Annotated in this window: 15 protein-coding genes, 1 tRNA gene and 3 pseudogenes; 16 read left to right on the top strand and 3 right to left on the bottom strand. The window is 74.0% G+C overall.

Annotation, left to right across the window (positions count from 1 at the left end):
• Window positions 1-65: 65 nt before the first annotated feature.
• The 11 genes and pseudogenes from ABEB13_RS18050 to ABEB13_RS18000 all read left to right on the top strand — a co-directional run bounded on the left by ABEB13_RS18050 (window position 66) and on the right by ABEB13_RS18000 (window position 15,745).
• Window positions 66-6,140 carry a beta-ketoacyl synthase N-terminal-like domain-containing protein gene (locus tag ABEB13_RS18050; RefSeq protein WP_345706318.1) on the top strand — a complete coding sequence of 2,025 codons (6,075 nt, stop codon included), beginning with the start codon at window positions 66-68 and terminating at the stop codon, window positions 6,138-6,140.
• A gap of 29 nt (window positions 6,141-6,169) precedes the next feature.
• Window positions 6,170-6,316 (top strand): annotated as a pseudogene (locus tag ABEB13_RS18045) (hypothetical protein); the annotation flags it as partial.
• A pseudogene (locus ABEB13_RS18040) lies at window positions 6,268-7,290 on the top strand (nitronate monooxygenase); the annotation flags it as partial. The pseudogenes ABEB13_RS18045 and ABEB13_RS18040, both read left to right, overlap by 49 nt.
• 86 nt (window positions 7,291-7,376) lie before the next feature.
• A pseudogene (locus ABEB13_RS18035) lies at window positions 7,377-7,502 on the top strand (PfaD family polyunsaturated fatty acid/polyketide biosynthesis protein); the annotation flags it as partial.
• Between the two features lie 81 nt (window positions 7,503-7,583).
• Window positions 7,584-7,799 carry a hypothetical protein gene (locus ABEB13_RS18030; RefSeq protein ID WP_345710010.1) on the top strand — a complete coding sequence of 72 codons (216 nt, stop codon included), beginning with the start codon at window positions 7,584-7,586 and terminating at the stop codon, window positions 7,797-7,799.
• A complete protein-coding gene (locus ABEB13_RS18025) occupies window positions 7,796-9,508 on the top strand; it encodes an acyl-CoA dehydrogenase family protein (RefSeq protein ID WP_345706317.1) in 1,713 nt (570 codons plus the stop codon). The genes ABEB13_RS18030 and ABEB13_RS18025 overlap by 4 nt, the downstream gene beginning before the upstream one ends.
• Before the next feature lie 191 nt (window positions 9,509-9,699).
• Entirely contained in the window at window positions 9,700-11,331 is a 1,632-nt protein-coding gene (locus ABEB13_RS18020) for an acyl-CoA dehydrogenase family protein (protein ID WP_345706316.1), read from the top strand.
• Window positions 11,332-11,363: 32 nt separating this feature from the next.
• Window positions 11,364-12,266: a 4'-phosphopantetheinyl transferase family protein gene (locus ABEB13_RS18015; protein WP_345706315.1), complete on the top strand. Its 903-nt coding sequence runs from the start codon at window positions 11,364-11,366 to the stop codon at window positions 12,264-12,266.
• 18 nt (window positions 12,267-12,284) lie between these two features.
• The gene (locus ABEB13_RS18010) at window positions 12,285-13,580 is read left to right on the top strand and encodes an NAD(P)/FAD-dependent oxidoreductase (RefSeq protein ID WP_345706314.1); all 1,296 of its coding nucleotides are present in this window, start codon (window positions 12,285-12,287) and stop codon (window positions 13,578-13,580) included.
• A gap of 152 nt (window positions 13,581-13,732) precedes the next feature.
• A complete protein-coding gene (locus ABEB13_RS18005; protein WP_345706313.1) occupies window positions 13,733-14,197 on the top strand; it encodes a DUF3291 domain-containing protein in 465 nt (154 codons plus the stop codon).
• 78 nt (window positions 14,198-14,275) lie between these two features.
• Entirely contained in the window at window positions 14,276-15,745 is a 1,470-nt protein-coding gene (locus tag ABEB13_RS18000) for an MFS transporter (RefSeq protein WP_345706312.1), read from the top strand.
• A 75-nt stretch (window positions 15,746-15,820) separates the two neighbouring features.
• On the opposite strand, the gene ABEB13_RS17995 is transcribed toward ABEB13_RS18000, so the two are convergent.
• Complete coding sequence (locus ABEB13_RS17995) at window positions 15,821-16,456, bottom strand: MerR family transcriptional regulator (RefSeq protein ID WP_345706311.1); 636 nt, start codon at window positions 16,454-16,456, stop codon at window positions 15,821-15,823.
• Between the two features lie 178 nt (window positions 16,457-16,634).
• Here ABEB13_RS17995 and ABEB13_RS17990 point away from each other — a divergent pair, with 178 nt between their 5' ends.
• Window positions 16,635-17,675, top strand: coding sequence for a UDP-N-acetylmuramate dehydrogenase (locus ABEB13_RS17990; protein ID WP_345706310.1), 1,041 nt, complete (start codon window positions 16,635-16,637; stop codon window positions 17,673-17,675).
• A gap of 16 nt (window positions 17,676-17,691) precedes the next feature.
• Here the strand turns inward: ABEB13_RS17990 and ABEB13_RS17985 are convergent, their stop codons facing one another.
• Window positions 17,692-18,720, bottom strand: a complete 1,029-nt coding sequence (locus tag ABEB13_RS17985; RefSeq protein WP_345706309.1) for an adenosine deaminase — start codon at window positions 18,718-18,720, stop codon at window positions 17,692-17,694.
• Window positions 18,721-18,824: 104 nt separating this feature from the next.
• Window positions 18,825-20,063, bottom strand: a complete 1,239-nt coding sequence (locus ABEB13_RS17980; protein ID WP_345706308.1) for a pyridoxal phosphate-dependent aminotransferase — start codon at window positions 20,061-20,063, stop codon at window positions 18,825-18,827.
• Between the two features lie 255 nt (window positions 20,064-20,318).
• Here ABEB13_RS17980 and ABEB13_RS17975 point away from each other — a divergent pair.
• From ABEB13_RS17975 to rplK, 4 genes are all read left to right on the top strand, one after another.
• Window positions 20,319-20,391, top strand: a tRNA-Trp gene (locus ABEB13_RS17975).
• A 147-nt stretch (window positions 20,392-20,538) separates the two neighbouring features.
• Entirely contained in the window at window positions 20,539-20,898 is a 360-nt protein-coding gene (gene secE / locus ABEB13_RS17970) for a preprotein translocase subunit SecE (protein ID WP_100889744.1), read from the top strand.
• A gap of 256 nt (window positions 20,899-21,154) precedes the next feature.
• Entirely contained in the window at window positions 21,155-22,000 is an 846-nt protein-coding gene (gene nusG, locus ABEB13_RS17965; protein WP_345709714.1) for a transcription termination/antitermination protein NusG, read from the top strand.
• Window positions 22,001-22,163: 163 nt separating this feature from the next.
• Window positions 22,164-22,598, top strand: a complete 435-nt coding sequence (gene rplK / locus ABEB13_RS17960; protein WP_100889745.1) for a 50S ribosomal protein L11 — start codon at window positions 22,164-22,166, stop codon at window positions 22,596-22,598.
• Window positions 22,599-22,684 lie beyond the last annotated feature (86 nt).

The following is a 22,684-nucleotide window of genomic DNA, read 5'->3' as shown; positions in this document are numbered from 1 at the left end:
GCCGGCCCCCGGGAGCCCGCCGGGCCGCCGTCTCGGCGTTCGGCTTCGGCGGCACCAACGCCCACGTGGTGCTCTCCGACGCCGTACCGGCGGGCGACGGCGGGCCGGGCGACCCGGACCCCGGCGGCCCGGGCGGCGGCCCGCGCACGGAGCTGCCCGTGCTCGACATCGTCGGCCTGGGTGCGCACTTCGGCACGTTCGACTCCGTCACCGCGTACGAGCGGGCCCTGCACGACGGCCTGGACGCCTTCCGTCCGCTGCCGGAACGCCGCTGGCGCGGCCTGGAGGAGACCGCCGACGGCGCGCTCGCCGAGGCCGGGATCACCGGCGACGCGCGGCCGGTCGGCGCGTTCGTCGACACCGCCGGGCTCGACCCCGTCGACCAGCGCATCCCGCCCGCCGACCTGCGCAACTACAACCTGCAGCACGCCCTGATGTCGAAGGTCGCCGACGAGGCCCTCACCGACGCCGGCTACCGCCGCGAGCCCGCCCCCGGGCAGGGCGCACCCGAGCCGCGCCGGGTCGGCGTGGTCGTCGCCATGGAGATCGAACCCTCCGCGCACCTCCACCTCGCCCGCCACCGGATCGGCGGGTACCTGCGCGAACTCCTCGCCGACGCCTCGCTGACGGACGAGCAGCGCACCCGGCTATCCGCGCTCGCCCGCGACGGCGTGCACGAGCCGATCGTCGCCAACGAGGTGCTCAGCTACATCGGCAACATCATGGCCAGCCGCATCTCCTCGCTCTGGAACCTCACCGGGCCGTCCTTCACCGTCTCCGCCGAGGGCGCCGGCACCGCCCAGGCCCTGGAGACCGCCCGGCTGCTGCTGCTCGACGACACCGTCGAAGCCGTCCTGGTCGGCGCCGTCGACCTGGCCGGCTCGCCCGAGCAGGTGCTGCGCCGGTTCGCCGCCGACGGCGCCCCCGCGGCCGGCCCCGGCCTCGCCTTCGGCGACGGCACCGAGGGCTGGAGGATCGGCGAGGGCGCCGGAGCCGTCGTCCTGACCAGGCCCGGCGAGGGCACCCGCCCCGCCTACGCGCGCCTCGACGCCGTCGCCGTACGGCACGCCGACGCGGTCGGCGGCGACTTGCCCGAGGCCGACCCCGCCACGCTCACCGCCGCCGCCGTGCAGGCGCACGCCGACGCCGGGATCACCGCCTCCGACATCGGCTACCTGGAGGCGCACGCCGCCGGCAGCGCCGCGCAGGACACCGCCGAGCTCACCGCCCTCGCCGCCCTCCACCCCGCAGGCACCCCCGGCCCGGCGCTCGGCAGCGCCAAGGCCCAGATCGGCGACGCCCAGGGCGCCGCGGCGATGGCCGGGCTGCTGCGCGCCGTCCTCGCCGTCCACCACGGCTACCAGCCGGGCGTGCCCGGCTGGCAGCGCCCCGCCCCCGCGCACGCGGAGCGGCTCGCCGCCACCGGCTGCCACCTGCCCGACACGTCCCGGCCGTGGCTGCGCACCGAGCGCAGCGGCCGGCGGTACGCGGCGGTGTCGTTCCTCGGCGGGGGAGGTGCGCACGGCCTGCTGGTGGTCTCCGCCGCACACACCGCCGGCGCCCGGCAGGAACGCGACTGGCAGCGGGCCGGCGGACCCGCCCTGCTCGCCCTCGGCGCGCCCGGTCCGGCGGCCCTGCTCGCCGCGATCGAGCGCCACCGCGGCCTGCTCGCCGACGGCGCCGACCCGTACGCGCTGGCCCGGGACGCCGCCGCGGTGCTGCCCACCGGCCTGCCGCGGGTGGTGCTGGTGGGCCGGGACGCCGGCGAACTCGGCCGCCAGCTCGCGCTCGCCGCGCAGGACGTGCCCGCCGCCTGGGAGCGCGGCGAGGACTGGGCGACCCCGGCGGGCAGCTGCTTCACCCCCGCGCCGCTCGGCCCCGACGCCAAGGTGGCGCTGGTCTACCCGGGCGCCGTCACCTCCTACCCCGGTCTGGGCCGCGACCTGTTCCGGGCCTTCCCCGGCCTGCTGGAGCGCTTCGAGAGCGAGGTGGAGCAGCCGGACACGACGTTCCGCACGGCCCGGCTCCACCCGCGCACCCAGTCCACTCCCGGCCGCCGCGAGCTCATGGCGCTGGAGGCCGAACTCGCCGACGACCTGCCGTTCATGCTCGCCACCGGCACCACCTTCGCGATCCTCCACACCGACCTGGTGCGCGACCTGCTGGGCGTGCCCGTGCACGGCGCGTTCGGCTACAGCCTGGGCGAGTCCAGCATGCTGTTCGCCACCGGCGGCTGGCAGCGCACCGCCCGCCGCGACGACCGGATCAGCGCCACACCGCTCTTCCGGCACCGGCTGAACGGCGCCCGCACCAGCGTCCGCGAGCTGTGGGACCTCCCGGCGGACACCCCCGACTCCGCGGTCTGGGCCGGCCACGTGCTGCTCGCCGACGCGGACACCGTGCGGGCCGCGCTCACCCGCTACGGCCGGGTGTTCCTCACCCACGTGAACACGCCCGGCGAGCTCGTCGTCGCCGGCGACCCCGCCCAGTGCCGCGCCCTCATCGAGGAGTTGGGCTGCCCGGCGGCCCGCTCACCGGTCAACGGCGTGATGCACTGCCCGGTCGTCGACGGCGACCTCGCCGGCCTCGCCGAACTCAACGACCACCCGACCGGCTCGCCCGGCGGCCTGGAACTGCTCAGCGCGTACGACTACGGGCCGGTGCGCACCGCCGACCGGGCCGAGATCGCCGGACGGATCGCCCACACGCTGCGCTCCACCATCGACTTCCCGCGGCTCGTCCGGGAGGCCTACGACCGCGGCTTCCGCTGCTTCGTCGAGGTCGGGCCCGGTGCCACCTGCACGCGCTGGGTGCGCGAGACGCTCGGCGACGCCGCGCACGTCGCGGTGTCGGTGGACCGCCGCGGCGTGCCCGCGGCCCGGTCCCTGGCGCAGCTCGTCGCCCGGCTCGTCGCGCACGGCATACCGCTCGACCTGGCGGGGTTGCTCGGCCCCGCGCCGGCCGTCCCGGCCCGGCGCCGGATGCTGTTCCCGGTCGGTGGCGGGCCCTCCGTCCCCGGCCGGATCGCGGCCGGTACCGCGGAACTCCTCGCGGCCGCGGCCTCCCTGGCCTCCCCGGCTGCCCCGCGGCCCGCCGTGCCGGTGGCCGTCCGGCCCGTGGCGCAGGCCGAGCCGGTGCTCACCGCCGTCGCGGCCGCCGCCCCGGCCCGTGGCTCCGGCAGCGGTGGGCCCGCGGGCGGGCGTCCGCTGCCGGTCGCCCCGTCCGGCCCGGCCGCCCCACCCGGACCCGCCGCCCCCTTCGCCCCGGAGGACCAGATGCCCGCCGACCCGACCCTCGCCGACCCGGAGGTCATCGCCTTCGACGGCGAGCCGATTTCCTTCCTCCCGTGGAGCGAACCGGCTGCCCCCGAGACCCCGCTCCGGGCTCCTGCCCCGCTTACGAAGGCCGCCCGCACGGCCGGGCCGCCCGCCGCGGCGCCCGCCGGCGACGGCTACGGGGCGCACGACCTGGTGCGCGAACTGCGCGAGCAGCTGATGGCCACCCACTCCGTGGTGATGGAGACCCAGCGCGTCCTGCAGGACAGCACGCTCGCCCGGACGGAGGCCCTGCTGGCGGCCCCGCCCGCCGCACCGCTGCCCGGGGTCCCGCTGCCGTCGCAACCGCTGGTCGTCGAGGCCGCGCCGCGGCCCGCGCCGGCGCCCGCACTCCCCGCCGCGCCGGCCCCCGCCCCCGCGCTGCCGCCCGCCCCGTCCGCCGCCCCGGCACTGCCGCCCGCCGGGCAGTCCGGCGTCGTCTGGGACGAGGCCGACCTGCTCGCGTTCGCCACCGGCCGGCTCGCCGACGTCTTCGGCCCCGCCTTCGCCGAGATCGACGGCTACCCGAAGCGGGTGCGGCTGCCCGCGCCGCCGTACCACTTCGTCACCCGGGTCACCGAGCTGCGGGCCGAGACCGGTGTCTACCAGCCGTCGTTCATCCGCACCGAGTACGACGTGCCCGAGGACGCCTGGTACACCGTCGACGGCGGGGTGCCGCCGGCGGTCGCCATCGAGGCGGGCCAGTGCGACCTGCTGCTGATCAGCTACCTCGGCATCGACTTCCGCAACAAGGGCGAGCGGGTCTACCGGCTGCTCGATTCCACCCTGGTCTTCCACGGCGACCTGCCGCGGGCCGGCCAGACCCTGCGCTACGACATCTCCATCAACCGGTTCGTCACCCAGGGCGACACCACGCTCTTCTTCTTCAGTTACCTCTGCTACGCCGACGGCGAGCTCATCCTCGAACTCAAGGACGCCTCCGCGGGGTTCTTCAGCCAGGCCGAGCTGGACACCCCGCTCGGCGTCGTCATCACCGCGAAGGAGCGCGCCGCTCGCGAGGCCCTCACCAGGACCTGGTTCAAGCCGCTCGCCCGGACGGAGAGGAACCACCTCACCGCCGCCGACCTCGAACTCCTCGCCCAGGGCCGCCCCGGCGAGGTCTTCGGCCCCGAGCACGCCCAGGACGAGGGGCTGAACCCGGCGCTGCGCCTGCCGGACGCCCGGCTGCGCATGATCGACGAGCTGCGGATCGACCGCACCGGCGGCCCCCGCGGGCTCGGCGCCCTCACCGCCACCAAGCGGCTCCAGCCCGACGCCTGGTACTTCGCGTGCCACTTCCCGGACGACCCGGTGCTGGCCGGATCCATGGTCGCCGAGGGCGCCGTGCAGGCGCTGCAGACGTACCTGCTGCACCAGGGCATGCACTTGGTGCTGCCCGACGCGCGCTTCCAGACCATCGTCGGCCTGCAGACCGAAGTCCAGGTGCGCGGCCAGATCACCCCGCAGCACACGGAGATCCGGTACGAGATCGAGGTACGGGAACTGACGCTGCTCCCGCGGCCCTCGGTGATCGCCGACGTGCTGGTGCACCTCGGCGACAAGCCGGTCATCCGGATGCGCAACTTCGGCATCCAGATCCGCGAGAAGGAGGGCACCCCGTACCGCCCGGAGGCGGGCGGCGTGCCGGCCTTCCTCGGCCGGCGCAACCGCTCCGGCGAGCCCGCGATGATCAACGAGCTGCACCTGGCGCACGCCGCCAAGGGCGACCTGGGCACCGCGATGGGCCCCGAGTTCGACGTCTACCACGACCACCGGGCGCCCTACATCCCCAACGGGGACTTCCAGTTCGTCGACCGCATCATGTCGCTCAAGGGCACCCGCGGCGACCTCGGCCCCGGCTCCGAGATGGTCACCGAGTACGACTCCCCGGCCGACGCCTGGTACTACGCGCAGAACGCGTACCCGCACATGCCCAACTGCGTCCACATGGAGACCTCGCTGCAGGCCGCGATCCTGCTCGGCTACTACCTGGGGGCCACGCTCAAGCAGCCCGACACCGAGTACGCCATCCGCAACCTCGACGGGCACGCCACCCTGGTCAAGGACCTGGACCTGCGCGGCAGGACCGTCCGCCACCACTCCAGGCTGCTGATGACCAGCGCCGTGCACGGCGCCGTGCTGCAGAAGTTCAGCTACGAACTCTCCGCCGACGGCGAGGTGTTCTACACCGGTGAGTCGCTGTTCGGGTACTTCAGCGAGGCCGCGCTGGCCAACCAGGCCGGCTTGGACGCCGGCCGGTACGTCGCGCCCTGGATCGAGCAGGAGCAGCCCGCCGCCGATCGCGTCCGCCGTATCGAACTCCCCGCCGACGCGTCGGTGTTCAGCGATCCGACCGGCGGCATGCTGCACCTGCCGGGCGGCCACTTCCACCTCGTCGACCGGGTCGACCTGGTCGCCGACGGCGGCCGGCACGGCCTCGGCTACCTGCACGGCCACCGCGAGGTGCGCCCCGACGAGTGGTACTTCGACTGCCACTTCCACCGCGACCCGGTGATGCCCGGCTCGCTCGGCGTCGAGGCCGTCCTGCAGGCCCTGCGGCTGTACGTGCTGGAGCAGGGCCTCGCCGACGGCCTGGAGCGCCCGCACTTCGCGCCCGCCACCGACGTCGGGATGGCCTGGAAGTACCGCGGCCAGATCCTGCGCCACGACGAGGAGCTCCGCTTCGACGTGCACGTGCGCGAAGTCAGCCGCGAGGACGGCCGGGTCGTCGTGATCGCCGACGCCGACCTGTGGAAGCCGGGCCTGCGGATCTACGAGCTGACCGGCGTGGCCGTCGAGGTCCGTTCGCAGCCGGCCACCGCCTGACCCGCCCGCCCGAAGAGACGGAACCCACCATGAACGACCACCGGACACCACTGCTCTGGCAGGGCGAGCAGTACCCCAGCACCGACCCGGCCGGGATCTACCAGGCCCTGGCCGACCTGGAACGCCCCTGCTTCGTCGTCCGTACCCCGCTGGGGATCGGCGCGGCCGCCGGCGGCCGCGCCGTGCCCTCCGGCGGCCGCGAGCAGGGCCTGCCCCTGCTGGCGGCCGCCGCCCCCTGGCGCCGCAGCGCCTCGGCTCGGCCGCGTTCCTCGCGGCGCACGGCGTCGCCCAGCCCTACCTCGCCGGGGCGATGGCGGGCGGCATCGCCTCCGCGGACATGGTCATCGCCCTCGCCCGCGAGGGCTACCTCGGCTCGTTCGGCGCGGCCGGGCTGCTGCCGAAGAGCATCGAGAAGGCGCTCGCCCGGTTCGCCGCGGAGATCCCCGCCCGGCCGTTCGCCGTCAACCTCATCCACAGCCCCAGTGAGGAGCGGCTGGAGCGCGAGGCCGTCGACCTGTTCCTGCGGCACGGAGTGCGCTGCGTGGAGGCGTCCGCCTTCATGGCCCTGAGCCCGCACATCGTCCGCTACCGCCTCGCCGGCCTGCGGCAGGGCCCGGACGGCCAGGTCGTCGCCGAGCACCGGGTGATCGCCAAGATCTCCCGCCCCGAGACCGCCGAGCGGTTCATGCGCCCCGCGCCGGCCGCCACCGTCAGCGCCCTGCTGGCACAGGGCCTGATCACACCGCTCCAGGCCGACCTCGCCAAGTACGTGCCGATGGCCGACGACATCACCGTCGAGGCCGACTCCGGCGGCCACACCGACCGCAGGCCGCTGCCCGCGCTGCTGCCCGGCATCCTGCGGCTGCGCGACACCGTGCAGCGCGAGCACCGCTACCCGGCGGCGATCCGGGTCGGGGCCGCGGGCGGCCTCGGCACCCCGCTCGCCGTCGCCGCCGCGTTCGCCATGGGCGCCGCGTACGTCGTCACCGGGTCGGTCAACCAGTCGTGCGTGGAGTCCGGGGCGTCCCGGGCGACGAAGGCGATGCTCGCCGAGGCCGGCATCGCCGACTGCGAAATGGCCCCGGCCGCCGACATGTTCGAGCTCGGCGTCGAGCTCCAGGTGCTCAAGAAGGGCACCCTCTTCCCGATGCGCGCCAAGAAGCTCTACGAGCTCTACCAGGCCCACGACGGCCTGGAGGCGCTGCCCGAGGGGAGCGGGCCCGGTTGGAGGCGCAGGTGTTCCGGCGGCCGCTGGCCGACGTGTGGCAGGAGTGCGTCCGCTACTTCGAGCGCCGCGACCCCGACCAGCTCGCCCGCGCGGCCGGCAACCCCAAACGGCGGATGGCGCTGGTCTTCCGCTGGTACCTGGGGATGTCCTCGCGCTGGTCGACGGTCGGCGACCCCGACCGCACCCTCGACTACCAGATCTGGTGCGGCCCGGCGATGGGCAGCTTCAACGACTGGGTGACCGCCAGCTACCTCAAGGCGCCCGGCAGCCGCCGGGTCGCCGACGTCGCCCACCACCTGATGCGCGGCGCCGCCTTCCACACCCGGATCGCCCAGCTGCGCACCGCGGGCGTGCACGTGCCCGCCGCCGCGGCCGACTACCGCCCGGTACCGCTGGAGTCCTCCGCCGGAATCCTGGAGGGTGCCGGATGACCGGCGCCCTGGACCTGCTGGCCGCCCCCGCCGAGCAGTTGGAACGACGGCTCGGCCCGGCCGGCGACCCCGCCAACCCGTACGGCTTCGCTGCCGCCGCCCGCCGCGACGACGCCGGCGCCCACCCCGACGAGCTGGCCGCGGCGCTGCGCGCGGCCGGCTTCCACCTCGACTACCTGCCGGCCGAACTGGGCGGCACCTTCGGCTCGTTCGACCGCAGCCTGCTGCTGGTGCGGGCCGCCGCCCGCCGCGACCTCAACGCCATGCCCGCCACCATGTTCTCGATCACCGCCGCCACCTGCGTCCGGCTGCACGGCTCCCCGGCGCAGCAGGCGCAGGTCGCCGCCCTGCTGCAGGCCGGGGACGCGGTCGCGTTCGCGCTGTCGGAGGCCGAGCACGGCAGCGATCTGCTGGCCAACACCACCCGCCTGCTGCCCGACCCGGCCGGCCCCGGGTACCGGCTGACCGGCGAGAAGTGGATGGTCGGGCTCGGGCAGCGCTGCGCCGCCGCGTACGTCGTCGCCCGCACCGGGGAGCGCGGCCCGGGCGCCTTCACCGCCGTGCTGCTCGACCTCCCCGGCGCCGGGCCCGGCCTCGACCGCGGCGCACCCGTGCCGGCCGGCGGCATGCGCGGCATCGACTTCGCCCACCTGCGCTTCGACGGCCTGCCGGTCGCCGAGGAGCAGATCGTCGGGAGGCCCGGCGAGGCGCTGGAGATCGCGGTCAAGGCCCAGCAGGTGGTGCGGCTGATGTCCACCGCGGGCAGCCTCGGCTGCGCCGACACCGCGCTGCGGCTCACCCTCGGCTTCGCCGCCGGACGCCGCACCGGCCGCGCCGTCCTCCTCGACACCCCGTACCAGCGGCGGGAGCTGGCGGTGGCCTCCGCCGCGCTGCTGGCCGCCGACGCGGTGGCGCTGGCCGCCGCCCGCGGCATCCACGCGGCACCCGAGCAGTTCAGCGTCTGGGGCTGCGCGGCGAAGCACGTGGTCGCGGAGGCCGTGGAGGACGCCATCGCCCGCTGCGGCGCGACCCTGGCCACCCGGTCGGTGCTGCGCGCCGAGGGCCCGGGCGGCGGCCTCTTCCAGAAGCTCCAGCGCGACGCGGCCCTGGTGCGGGTGGTGGACACCAGCACGCTGGCCAACCTGCGCTCGTTCAGCGCCCAACTGCCCGCCCTGGCCAAGGCGGCAGCCGGTGAGGACGACGACCGGGGCCGTACGGTGTTCGCGCTCGACGCGCCGCTGCCGCCGTACGATCCGGCCCGGCTCGACCTCAACGCCCGCGGACGCGACCTGGCGACCGGCACCCTCGGTGCGGTCGCGGGCCCGGCCGTCGCGGCCCTCGGCGAGGCCGGCGCCCCCGCGGTGGCGGCCCTCGCCGATCGTCTGCACGCCGCCCTGCGCGCCCTGCCGGCCGAGGTGGCGGCGGCCCGGCCCGGCATCGAACTCGTCGACCTGGCCGAACGGTTCGCCTGGCTCCAGGCCGCCGCCTGCTGCCTCCAGCTGTGGTGGCACAGCCGCCACCTGCCGCTGTACGGGCAGAAGCCGGGCTCCGCCGGATGGCTCGGCGCGTGCCTGGGCTACCTGCTCGCCCGGGCCGACGGCCGGCCGCCGCGCCGCGACGCCGACCTGCTCGCCCCGGCACTCGACACCGTGCTCGACCTCACCGCGGCGGGCCGGATGTACGCGGCCGCACCCGCGGCACTGGCCTGACCGACCCTGCCCTCACGTAACCGGAGGAGACCGGTGCCGAAGTCAGAACTCGACCGACTCGCAGCTGAGTTGGAGAATCACCTCGGAGACCCGCACGACCCGGCGAGCCGGATGCCGTTCGAGCGGATCCTCGACCACGACGAGCGCGAGGAGTACCCGTACGCCTTCGTCAACCTGCTGCAGCGCTGGGGGTGCACGAGTACAACATCCCCGAGGCACAGGGCGGGCGGGCCGGCGACGTCGAGACCGGATTCAACCTGCTGCGCCTCATCGCCCGCCGCGACCCGACCACCGCCACCGCCCTGATCATCACCAGCCTGGCGTTCCTGCCCGCCTGGATCGCCGGCACCGACGAGCAGAAGCAGTACCTCGTCGACGCCATGAAGCAGGGCAGCCGCTACGCGTGGGGCCTGTCCGAGCGCAACCACGGCAGCGACGTGCTCAGCAACGAGATGCGGGCCGAGCGCGTCGACGGCGGCTACCTGCTGACCGGTGAGAAGTGGCTGATCGGCAACGCCCGGGTCGCCGACGGCCTCACCGTCTTCGCCCGCACCAAGGAGGCGGGCGGGCCCGCCGGGTACTCCATCCTCCTGCTGGAGAAGCGCCGCACCCCGGCGGGCGCCGTCGAGGAACTGCCCGACGAGCGGCTGCACGGCCTGCGCGCCCTCGACATGAGCGGCATCCGGGTCGACGGCGTGTTCGTGCCCGAGTCGGCCCGGCTCGGCGCCGAGGGCGCTGGGCTGGAGATCGCCCTGCAGACCTCCCAGGTCGCCCGGACCCTCATCGGCTCCATCGCGCTCTCCGCCGTCGACACCGCCCTGCGGGTCACCCTCGACTTCACCGAGCACCGGGTGATCTTCGGCCGGGCGGTCAGCGACATCCCGTACTCCCGCAGGCAGCTGGCCGAGTGCTTCGCCGACCTGATGGTCGCCGACGCGGTCAGCCTCGGCGCGGTGCGCAGCCTCCAGCTCGTGCCGGAGCAGGCCAGCGTCTGGTCGTCGGTGGCCAAGTACCTCGTGCCGACGATGCTGGAACGCACCATGTCCCAGCTCAACATCGTGCTGGGCGCCCGTTTCTACCTCCGCGGGCTGCCGCACCACGGCATCCACCAGAAGATGCTCCGCGACCTCCTGGTGGCCAACTTCGCGGACGGCAACACCGTCGTCAACCTCAAGAACCTCGCCCTCCAGCTGGACGCCCTGCTCGCCGCCGCCGACGAGCCGGCCGCCGCCGCGGCCGCCGGGGCCGACGCGCACGTCCGGACGCTGTACGGCCTCGATGCCCCCCTGCCGCTCTACCGCCCCTGGGACCAGGAGCTCTACAGCCGCGGCAAGGACGACGCCCTGCTCGCCGCCCCCGCCTCGCTGGCCGCCCTCCGGGCCCTCGCCGAGGCCGCCAAGGGCGACGAACGCGACCGGCTGACCCGGGCCGCGGACGTCGCCGGCGAACTCCTCGCCCGCACGGCCGACCTGCGCGGGCGCTGCGTCCGGCTGCGCGCCGCACTCGGCCGCGACTACGGGCAGTCCGCCGAACTCTTCGACCTCGCCAAGGAGTACTGCCTGCTGCACGCCGTCGCCGCCTGCGTGCACACCCACGTCCACTCGGCGCAGGTGCTGGAGGACCCGCTCCCCAGCGGCGCGCTGCTGCTGCTCCAGCTGGAGCGGCTGCGCCGGCACTGGTACCCGCACGAGGCCGTCACCGACGCCGCCGTCGTCGACGAGGTGATGGGCGTCCTGCGCCACCTGTACCGGGTGAACCGGCTGTTCTCGCACCGGCAGTTCCGGCTGGCCGAGCGCCGCGCCCCCGGACCGGCCGACGGATGACCCCGCGACCGCGCACCGCAAGGAGCTCTCCGATGACCCGACAGCACCGCGCCCGCGCGCTCTGCCCGTCCTGCGGGGCGACCGGATCGCGGGACCGGCTCGACCCCGACCTCAAGGTCTGCCCGCCCTGCCGGGAACGGCTGCGCTGGGAGATGTCCGAGTGGCTCAAACACCTGGTCGGCATGGGTGTACTGGGCACGGCCCCGGCCCCCGCGGCCGACGGGGGCGCGATGTCCGCGCGTGACGGCCACCTCTGGCTGCTGCCCGAGCCCGCCGCCGAGGCGTTCGCGACCCGGCACGGCGGGGCCGGCCTGCTCGGCCCCGAGGAGCGGGCGCACCTGGACCGGCTGCGCGGCGCCGCCGCCCGGCGGCGCTTCCTGGGCGGCCGGGTGCTCGCCCGGTACGCGCTCAGCGCCCGCTCGGGCCGGCCGCTCGACACCTGGCGGGTACGGGCCGGCGCCGACGGCCGTCCGGAGCCCGAACCGGCCGTCGCGGGCCTGCGCTTCAACCTCTCGCACACCGACGGCATGATCGCCTGTCTGGTGGCGGCGGGCGGCACCTGCGGGGTGGACGTCGAGCGCGCCGAGGCCGGCCCGGACGCCGTCCGCCACCTGCCGAGGCACTTCGCACCGCCCGAGCGGGCCGCGCTGGCCCTCCTGCCGGAGGGCGAACTGCCGGCCCGGGTCTCCGCCTACTGGGTGCTGAAGGAGGCCTACCTGAAGGCGGTCGGCACCGGGCTGCGCCGCCGGCTCGCGGGCTTCTCCTTCAGCCCGCCCGCCGCCCCGCCCATCCGGCTGACCGACCCGCTCCGGCCGGAGGCCGAGAACGCCGACTGGCACTTCGAACTGCTCAGCCCCGCCCCCGGGTTCGTCCTCGCCGCCGCGGTGCAGGGCGGCCGCGGCGGCCGGATCCACCGCACCCTGATCACCCCCTAGCCTGCGAAGGAATCCCGCATGTCTGCTCCCACCAAGCCCCGGGTCGCGGTCGTCGGCGCCGGAGTGGCCGGCCTGTCCGCCGCGTACCGGCTGCGCGAGGTCGCCGAGATCACCCTCTTCGACCAGGAGCCGCGCCCGGGCGGTCACGCGCACACGATCGAGGTCGAGGACGCCGGCCGGCTGCTCGGCATCGACACCGCGTTCGTGGTCTTCAACCGGCCGAGCTATCCGAACCTCAGCCGGTTCTTCGCCGAACTGGGCGTGGCCACCCGGCGCCACGAGGGCGGCTTCAACTTCTTCGACCTCGACCGCGGGCTGCAGTACGGCACCGCGGAGATGGCCCTGCCCGAGGAGGAGGTGCTGGCCCGCTACCCGGCCGAGTTCCACACCATCTGGCGCGAGGCCCACCGCTTCCACCGGGAGGGCCGCAAGGACTTCCTGCGCAAGCGCACCGACCTGCCGCTGGGGGAGTACCTCGACCGCGGCGGCTACAGCGCCGAGTTCCGGCACGGCTACGTCATCCTGCTCTGCACGGCGGTCTGGTCGGTACCGGCCGAGCTGATCTGGGAGATGCCGGCGACCACCGTCATCGCGTTCTTCATGGCGCACGACGAGGGCGGGCTCGGCGGGCAGCGCGTCGACTGGCGGACGGTGGAGGGCGGTTCGATCAGCTACGTGCGGCGGGTGGTGGCGGCGGTCGACCCCAAGCTACGGCTGGGCGAGCCCGTGCGGTCGGTCACCGAGCAGCCCGACGGAGTCACCGTGACGACGGCCGCGGGTGCGGAGCGCTTCGACCACGCGGTGGTCGCCGTGCACGGCGACCAGGCGCGCGAACTCCTCACCGAGCCGAGCGCGTTGCAGCGCGAGACGCTCGGCCGCATCCGCTACAACTCGTCGGTCGCCGTCCTGCACACCGACCCGTCGGTGATGCCGGCCGACCGCTCCCGCTGGGACAACTGGAACTACGGCAAGGTCGCGGTCGACGGCGAGAGCCGCCCGTACGTCGCCTACTACATGAACCGGCTGCACGGATTCACCTCCGAGCGCGACTACTTCGTCACCCTCGACTACCCGCTGCCGGTGCGCGAGGAGGCGGTGATCCGCGAACTGCACTACGACCACCCGGTGATCGACCTGGACCTGCGGACGCTGCAGAAGACGATCTACCGCGTGAACGAGGGCGCCCGGATCAAGCTGGCCGGCTCCTACTTCCACTCCAAGCAGCTGCACTACGACCAGATCGGCTCGCACGAGGCCGGCTTCTCCTCCGGGCTGGAGGCCGCGGAGCAACTGCTGCGCGAACTCGGCCGCTGAGCGGGCGCCGCCGCCGGCCCGCTCGCCGGTCACGAAAAAACTGGCATCGGACATCTCCACTCTCTATAGTGGATAGTGCAAGGTGCCATTATCGGTGCCGACGAACCGCCCTGCCGCGGTTCGCCGGACCGGCGACCGAGGAAGGCTCCCCCATGCCCACGCTCCCCTGGATCACCCCCAGCGCCCCTCGGCCGCAGACCCGCGCCCTGGTGATGGCCTCCCGCCTGGAGGTCCGCTCCCTCTCCGACGTGCCGCGCTTCTTCTGGAAGTCGCTCGCCGCCTGGAAGCAGGTGCGCACCGCACCCGGCGCCCTCGGCGCCTCCCTCATCGCCCAGCCGCTGAAGCGCACCTTCTGGACGCTCTCCGCCTGGGAGACCCGCGAGGCCCTCTACACCTACGCCAAGACCGAGCCGCACTACTCGATCATGACCTCGCTGCGCCCGACCATGCGCGACTCCACCTTCACCTTCTGGGAGGTGCCGGTGGAGGAGCTCCCGATCCGCTGGCCCGACGCGCAGCGCCGACTGGCCGAGCAGCAGCGGGCCGACGCCGCGGCTGCCGCGGCCGGGGGCACGCTCGCCGAGGGCTCCGCCGCCGAGGGCGCGGTCGAGGGCTGAGGCCGCGGGCCCGGGTCCGCCGTTCCGTTTCCGGCCCTGCGGGGCCCCGTCGCACCACGCCCGAAGGAGACAGGTCTCATGTCCTCGACAGAAATGACGGGGTCCCGCCCCGCACCGGCCGACCCCGGCCCGACCGTCCCGCTCTGGCTCTCCATCGTCGCGTGCAGCGTGCCGATGTTCATGGTGGCGCTCGACAACCTCGTCGTCTCCACCGCCCTGCACACCCTCGCCGTCGACCTCAAGGCCGACACCCAGGACCTCCAGTGGTTCGTCAACGCCTACGTCCTCAGCTTCTCCTGCCTCCTGCTCATCGGCGCCGCCCTCGGTGACCGCTTCGGCCGCCGCAGGGTCTTCACCCTCGGCATCGCGCTCTTCACCCTCTCCTCGATCGCCTGCGGCCTCGCCGACACCAGCGCCCAGCTCATCGCCGCCCGCACCGTGCAGGGCTTCGGCGCCGCGGCTGTCATGCCGCTCTCCCTCACCCTGCTCTCCCAGGCCGTCCCCGAGCGCCTGCGCAGCCTCGCGCTCGGCCTCTGGGGCGCCGTCAGCGGCCTCGCCATCGCCCTCGGCCCGGTCGTCGGCGGCGCCGTCGTCGACGGCCTCGCCTGGCAGTGGATCTTCTGGATCAACGTGCCCGTCGGCCTGCTCGCCGTCCCGCTCGTCCTCAAGGTGCTCCGCGAGAGCCGCGGCGAACGGGCCGCCCTCGACATCCTCGGCATGCTGCTCGCCTCCGCCGGCCTGCTCGCCCTCGTCTGGGGCATCGTCAACGGCGCCGAGGACGGCTGGACCTCCGCCCGCATTGTCGGCGCCTTCACCGCAGGCGCCGCGCTGCTGCTCGTCTTCGTCCTCTGGGAGCGCCGGGTCGAGCACCCGCTGCTCCCGCTCGGCTTCTACCGGATCCGGGCCTTCACCCTCACCAACATCGTCTCCGCCTCCATGTACTTCGGCGTCTTCGGGTCGATCTTCTTCCTCTCCCAGTATCTGCAGATCGCCCCGCACCGGACCCCGCTGCAGGCCGGCGTGCTCACGCTCGCCTGGACGCTCATGCCGATGTTCATCGCCCCGGTCGCCGGGGCGCTCACCGACCGGGTCGGCGGCGGCCGGCTGATGGCCCTGGGCCTCTTCCTCCAGGCCGGCGGCCTCGCCTGGATCAACCTCGCGGCCACCGACAACACCCCCTACTCCCGGCTGGTCGGCGCGATGCTGCTGGCCGGCGCGGGCATGGGCTTCGCGATCGCCCCCACCGCGGCGGTCGTCCTCGGCGCCGTCGGGCCGGAGCACCGCGGCAAGGCCTCGGGCGCCAACACCACCGTGCGGGAGATCGGCGGAGCCCTCGGCATCGCCGTCCTGAGCAGCGTCTTCCTGGAGCACGGCAGCCCGGACTCCGCGCAGCACTTCGTCGACGGCCTGCACCCGGCGGTCTGGGTCGGCGTCGGCGTCGTCCTCTTCGGCGGCCTCTGCGCGCTCTTCATCCCCCGCCCCGCCCGGCCGGCCGCCGAGGCCCCGGCCGAGGTGCCGGCCGGCGAACCCGCCCCGGTCGTCGCCTGACCGGCGGCCGGTACGCGGTGAGGGCCCCCGGAGCACTCCGGGGCCCTCACCGCGTACCGGCCGTGGTGCGTCCGGTCAGCCGCGGGCCGCCTCGAACGCCCGGTGCGAGGCGTCCGCCTGGGCGAGCCGGCGCATCGCGCCGATCAGCGCGTCGCCGAGGACGGTGCCCAGCACCGCCCCCTCCACCTTGGCGTCCAGGCCCTCCCGGCGGCCGATCATCGCGAGCTCGGCCGTCGAGAGCCGCTCGGCGGCGACGGCGTAGTCGTCGAAGAGGTCGAGCAGGTCGTCCTGCCGCAGGTCGCGGAAGGTCACCACGAGCTGGGCGAGGGCGTGCCGGGCCGGGTTGTCGGGCTTCACCGCCCAGCCGTGCCGCACCACCAGGGCGTCGACCAGCTCCTCGGCCCGCGCCCAGTCCTCCGGATCGGCCGCGACCGGGGCCGGGGTGACGGCGGCCTGGGCGATGCCGAGCACCTGGTGGAGGCTGTTGCCCGGCTCGTCCACGGCGTTGAGCACGTCGCGGGTGGCCGCCACCGAGAGCTTGCCGACCTCGACCATCGCGCGGACGAGCTTCAGCCGGTGCACGTGCGCCTCGCCGTACTGCGCCTGGTTCGGGCTGGTCAGCTCACCGCCGGGCAGCAGCCCCTCCCGGAGGTAGTACTTGATGGTCGGCACCGGCACCCCGGTCCGCCGGCTCAGCTCTCCGATGCGCATCGCGTCCCGTCTCCCGCCTGTTCCGACCGGCTGTCCCGAGCGGCTGTCCCCACCGGCTGTCCCATGGGCCGCGCCCGGGCTGCGGACCAATATGGATAGCATACGTCTCCAAAACGCCGGGGGTGCCCGGAGCGAGCAGCCGTCCGGGCCGCCCGGCCGCCCGTATACCGTGGTGGGCGTGCAGGTACTCGACAACGCCCCGCTCGCCCCGCTCACCACGCTCCGGCTCGGCGGCCCCGCCCGCCGCCTGGTGACCGCCCACACCGACGACGAGGTCGTCGCCGCCGTCCGCGCCGCCGACGCGGCGGGCGAGCCGCTGCTCGTCCTCGGCGGTGGCTCCAACCTGGTGATCTCCGACGCCGGCTTCGACGGCACGGTGCTGCGCATCGCGACCCGCGGCTTCGCCCTGGACGGCGCCGACCTGGAGCTGGCCGCCGGCGAGGTGTGGGCCGAGGCGGTGGCCCGCACCGTGGTCGAGGGCCTGGCCGGGATCGAGTTCCTCGCCGGGATCCCCGGCTCGGCCGGCGCCACCCCCGTGCAGAACGTCGGCGCCTACGGTCAGGAGGTCTCCGAGACCGTCACCGAGGTCGTCGCCTACGACCGGGTGGCGGGGGAGACGGTGACCCTCGCCAACGCGGACTGCTCCTTCTCCTACCGGCACAGCCGCTTCAAGGCGGACCCGGAACGCTACGTCGTGCTGCGGGTGCGCTTCGGCCTCACCGACGCCGCCGGCCAGTCCTCACCGGTCAAGTACGCCGAGGTCGCCAAGGGCCTGGGCGTCGGGATCGGCGACCGGGTCGACCTGACCAAGGCGTACGAGAAGGTGCTCGCGCTGCGCGCGGGCAAGGGCATGGTGCTGGACGCCGCGGACCACGACACCTGGTCGGCCGGCTCCTTCTTCACCAACCCGGTGCTCACCGCCGAGCAGTACGCCGCCTTCGCCGCACGGCTCGGCGAGCTCACCGCCCCCGCCTACCCGGCGCCGGACGGCTGCACCAAGACTTCGGCCGCCTGGCTGATCGACCGGGCGGGCTTCACCAAGGGGTACGGCGGCGGCGCGGCCACCCTGTCCACCAAGCACACGCTGGCCCTCACCAACCGGGGTGCGGCCACCACCGAGGACCTGCTGGCGCTGGCCCGCGAGGTCCGCGACGGGGTGCGCGCCGCGTTCGGCGTGGAGCTGGTGAACGAGCCGGTGATGGTGGGCGTGGCGCTCTAGGGCTGCCGGCCCGGCGTCAGGCGGTCAGCCAGGCGTCGATGTCGGCCAGCAGTTCCTTCTGCACCGCCTCCGGCGCCTGCGACCCGCGCACCGACTGCCGGGCGAGTTCGGCCAGCTCGGCGTCGGAGAAGCCGTGCACCTCGCGGGCCAGCAGGTACTGGGCGGCCAGTCGGGAGCCGAACAGCAGCGGGTCGTCGGCGCCGAGGGCCAGCGGGACGCCGGCGTCGAAGAGCCGCCGCAGCGGCACGTCCTCGGGCCGCTCGTAGACCCCGAGGGAGACGTTGGAGGACGGGCAGACCTCGCAGGTGACCTGGCGGTCGGCGAGGCGCTGCAGCAGCCGGTCGTCCTCGGCGGCGCGCACCCCGTGCCCGATCCGCCCTGCCCCCAGGTCGTCCAGGCAGTCGCGGACGGAGTCGGGGCCGGCCAGCTCGCCGCCGTGCGGGGCCGCCAGCAGCTCGCCCTTGCGGGCGATCTCGAAGGCCCGGTCGAAGTCCCGGGCGAGGCCGCGGCGCTCGTCGTTGGAGAGGCCGAAGCCGATCACGCCCCGGTCGGTGTAGCGGACGGCGAGCCGGGCCAGTGTCCGGGCGTCCATCGGCGACTTCATCCGGTTCGCGGCGACCACCACCCTCATGCCGACCCCGGTGGCCTCGGAGGCCTCCCGCACCGCGTCGAGGATGAGCTCCAGCGCCGGGATCAGCCCGCCCAGCCGGGGCGCGTACGAGGTCGGGTCGACCTGGATCTCCAGCCAGCGGGAGCCGTCGCGCACCTCGTCCTCGGCGGTCTCCCGGACGAGTCGCCGGATGTCCTGCTCGTCGCGGAGCACCGAGCGCGCGGTGTCGTAGAGCCGCTGGAAGCGGAACCAGCCGCGCTCGTCGGTGGCGCGCAGGTGCGGCGGTTCGCCCGAGCTCAGCGCCTCCGGGAGCCGGACGCCGTGCCGGTCCGCCAGCTCCAGCAGGGTGGCGGGCCGCATCGACCCGGTGAAGTGCAGGTGGAGGTGGGCCTTGGGGAGGTCGACGACGCTGCGCGGAGCTGAAAGGCGTTCCATCCGCCGATCCTGCCGCATCCGGAGGCCCGACGGAAACCGCCCCCTGGACATCCCTCGAAAGAATGAGTTTCGACGGAACCAGGGGGCGGTCGGGGGATTTCCGGTCAGTCCCGGGCCTCGGCCAGCAGGTGCTGGATCCGGGTCACGCCCTCGATCAGGTCCTCGTCACCGAGGGCGTACGAGAGCCGCAGGTAGCCCGGGGTGCCGAAGGCCTCGCCGGGGACGACGGCGACCTCGGCCTCGTCGAGGATCAGCGCGGCCAGCTCGGCCGAGGTGGCCGGGCGGCTGCCGCGGATCTCCTTGCCGAGCAGCGCCTTCACCGACGGGTACACGTAGAACGCGCCCTCGGGCTCCGGGCAGAGCACGCCGTCGATCTCGTTCAGCATCTTGACCATGGTGCGGCGGCGGCGGTCGAAGGCCACCTTCATCTCGTCGACGGCGGTCAGGTCGCCGGCCACCGCGGCGAGGGCGGCGCGCTGGGACACGTTGGCGACGTTCGAGGTGGCGTGCGACTGGAGGTTGGCCGCGGCCTTGACCACGTCGGCCGGGGCGATCAGCCACCCCACCCGCCAGCCGGTCATCGCGTAGGTCTTCGCCACGCCGTTGACCACGATGCACTTGTCCCGCAGCTCCGGCAGCAGGGCCGGCAGCGAGGTGAACGCGGCGTCGCCGTAGACCAGGTGCTCGTAGATCTCGTCGGTGAGCACCCACAGGCCGTGCTCGACGGCCCAGCGGCCGATCGCCTCGGTCTCGGCGCGGGTGTAGACCGCGCCGGTCGGGTTGGACGGCGAGACGAACAGCACCACCTTGGTGTTCTCGGTGCGGGCCGCCTCCAGCTGCTCGACCGAGGCCTTGTAGCCGGTGGTCTCGTCGGTGACGACCTCCACCGGCACGCCGCCGGCCAGCTGGATCGACTCGGGGTACGTCGTCCAGTACGGCGCCGGGACGATGACCTCGTCGCCCGGGTCGAGGATGGCGGCGAAGGCCTCGTAGATGGCCTGCTTGCCGCCGTTGGTGACGAGCACCTGGGAGGCGTCCACCTGGTAGCCCGAGTCGCGCAGCGTCTTGGCGGCGATCGCGGCCTTCAGCTCGGGCAGGCCGCCGGCCGGCGTGTAGCGGTGGTTCTTCGGGTCGCGGCAGGCCTCGACGGCGGCGTCGACGATGTAGCCGGGGGTCGGGAAGTCGGGCTCGCCCGCGCCGAAGCCGATGACCGGGCGGCCGGCCGCCTTGAGGGCCTTGGCCTTGGCGTCCACGGCGAGGGTGGCGGACTCCGCGATGGCGCCGATCCGGGCGGACACCCGGCGGTCGGCGGGAGGGACGTTGGCGGGGGTGGGAGCGCTCATGCCTGCATCGTCCCAGAGAGGGTGCGGCCCGGGCACGACGGTTTCAGCATGTGTACGGCACTGTCCACGATGCGTACCCGAGCGGTCCCGTCCGGTCCGGCGCGGCCGTCCGGGAGAGGAGGTTCGACCAAACGCTCAAGAACCCGTACACTCAACGCTCGACGGCCCCCGAAGTGCGGCTCCGCCGATGCGTACACCACGCAGCGATCCGGATGCGGTAGGTTGGGGGTCAACTCCGGGGCCGCGAGGCACCGTAGGGCACTAGCTCAATTGGTAGAGCACCGGTCTCCAAAACCGGCGGTTGGGGGTTCGAGTCCCTCGTGCCCTGCTGCTTTTTCCGTACCGAGCCCGTTCGCTCCGCTGAGCGAGCGGGCTTGATGCGGAGAGGGCCCCACCCGCAATGCTTTTTCGCCGGATCGGTCGTGCCCAAGCCGGGTACGCACGCTCGGCAGGACCCGGATTCAGGTGAGGACGAGTGACGGAGACCACGGGCTCCACCGCGACGCCTGAGAGCGGCAACCCCGAGGGTGCCGACGGCGTTGACGCCACGCCTGACGGCGACGAGAAGACGCTCTCCCGACGTGACCGCAAGCGGGCGCGCAAGGGCGAGGGCGGCGACCGCAAGTCGGGCAAGCGCGCGAAGAAGGGCCTCTTCGCCCGCATCGCGGTGTTCTACCGACAGATCATCGCCGAGCTTCGCAAGGTCGTCTGGCCGAGCCGCAACGAGCTGATCCAGTACACGACCGTCGTCGTCGTGTTCGTCGTGACGATCATGCTGGTCGTCTACGGCATGGACACCGCTTTCGCCAAGCTCAGCCTGTGGATCTTCGGCTGACCTTCTGCCGCTGACGGGCCCCCACCGGGGCGCCCGCCGCGCCCGGCCTGTGCCGGACGCCGCCGCTGCCCGCCGCAGGGATGCCGCGTCCGGATACCGCCCGCCCTTCCGCTGCCGCCGCGACCGGCCCGCCCCCCGGGGGTCGGGTCCGGCGGGCTTTCGGCGCCGACCGGGCGGGCCAGCTACCGTTGACTCGGTACTGTTGAGGTATCCGTTCATTTCCCAGGAAAGAAGCAGCGCCCGTGTCTGAGTCCCCCTGTACGACGCCGACGAGACCGTCACTGAGGCGGATGTCGCGGCCGAGGCTGCCGACGACGAGGCTGCGGAGCAGATCGTCGACGCCGTGGACGCCGACGAGGACGAGGTCGAGGCTGCGGACGAGGACGAGGCGGGCGCGCCGGCCGAGGCTGCCGCGCTGCACGAGGTCCCCGACGTCGAGGCCGCCGCCGACGAGGCCGTCGACGAGGCGGTCGAGGTCGCCGAGGACGAGGCCGAGAGCGACCCGGTGGCCGAGTTCCGCGAGAAGCTCCGCCTCGCGCCCGGCGAGTGGTACGTCATCCACACCTACGCCGGCTACGAGAACCGCGTGAAGCAGAACCTGGAGCAGCGCTCCGTCTCGCTGAACGTCGAGGACCGCATCTTCGAGTCGGCCGTGCCGCAGGAAGAGGTCGTCCAGATCAAGAACGGCGACCGCAAGACCATCCGCCAGAACAAGCTGCCCGGCTACGTCCTGGTCCGCATGGAGCTGGACGCCGAGTCCTGGGGCGTCGTCCGCAACACCCCGGGTGTGACCGGCTTCGTGGGCAACGCCTACGACCCGTACCCGCTGACCCTGGACGAGGTCGTCAAGATGCTCGCCCCGGACGTCGAGCGTGCCGCGGCCAAGGAGGCCGGCAAGGCGTCGCCCGTCCGCCCGGTCGAGGTCCAGGTGCTCGACTTCGAGGTCGGCGACTCGGTCACCGTCACCGACGGTCCGTTCGCCACCCTCCAGGCGACCATCAACGAGATCAACCCCGACTCGAAGAAGGTCAAGGGCCTGGTCGAGATCTTCGGCCGCGAGACCCCGGTCGAGCTGTCGTTCGACCAGATCCAGAAGAACTGATCCAGATCTTCGTCTCCGGGGCGGGGCCGCGGCCCCGCCCCGGAGACGTTTTGGTCCAGGGCCGCATCAGCGGTTAGCCTGGTCCGATGTGTGTCCTGGCGGCCGGGTGTCGCCCCGATGCCGGGCGCATCAGCAATCACCTCTCGGAAGGACCCGGAGAGAAATGCCTCCCAAGAAGAAGAAGATCACGGGGCTTATCAAGCTCCAGATCAACGCCGGCGCGGCCAACCCGGCTCCGCCGGTCGGCCCCGCGCTCGGCCAGCACGGCGTCAACATCATGGAGTTCTGCAAGGCCTACAACGCCGCGACCGAGTCGCAGCGCGGCATGATCGTGCCGGTGGAGATCACGGTCTACGACGACCGCTCCTTCACCTTCATCACGAAGACGCCGCCGGCCGCGCGCCTCATCCTGAAGGCCGCCGGCGTGGACAAGGGCTCCAGCGAGCCGCACAAGACCAAGGTCGCCAAGCTCACCGGCGCCCAGGTCCGCGAGATCGCCACCGTGAAGCTCCCCGACCTGAACGCCAACGACCTGGACGCCGCGTCCAAGATCATCGCCGGCACCGCCCGGTCGATGGGCATCACCGTCGAGGGCTGACCAGCCCCCCTGTCCCGTCAGGGACTGTCACCGTGGTAGGGCCCAGCGCGGCCCGCTCCCACCACGAACTCCTCCTCCCTGCCCGG

The sequence above is a fragment of the Kitasatospora paranensis genome, from assembly GCF_039544005.1.
Taxonomy (GTDB): Bacteria; Actinomycetota; Actinomycetes; order Streptomycetales; family Streptomycetaceae; genus Kitasatospora; species Kitasatospora paranensis.
Note: the sequence above shows the minus strand (reverse complement) of the source record. Positions and strands in the feature narration are given on the sequence as shown.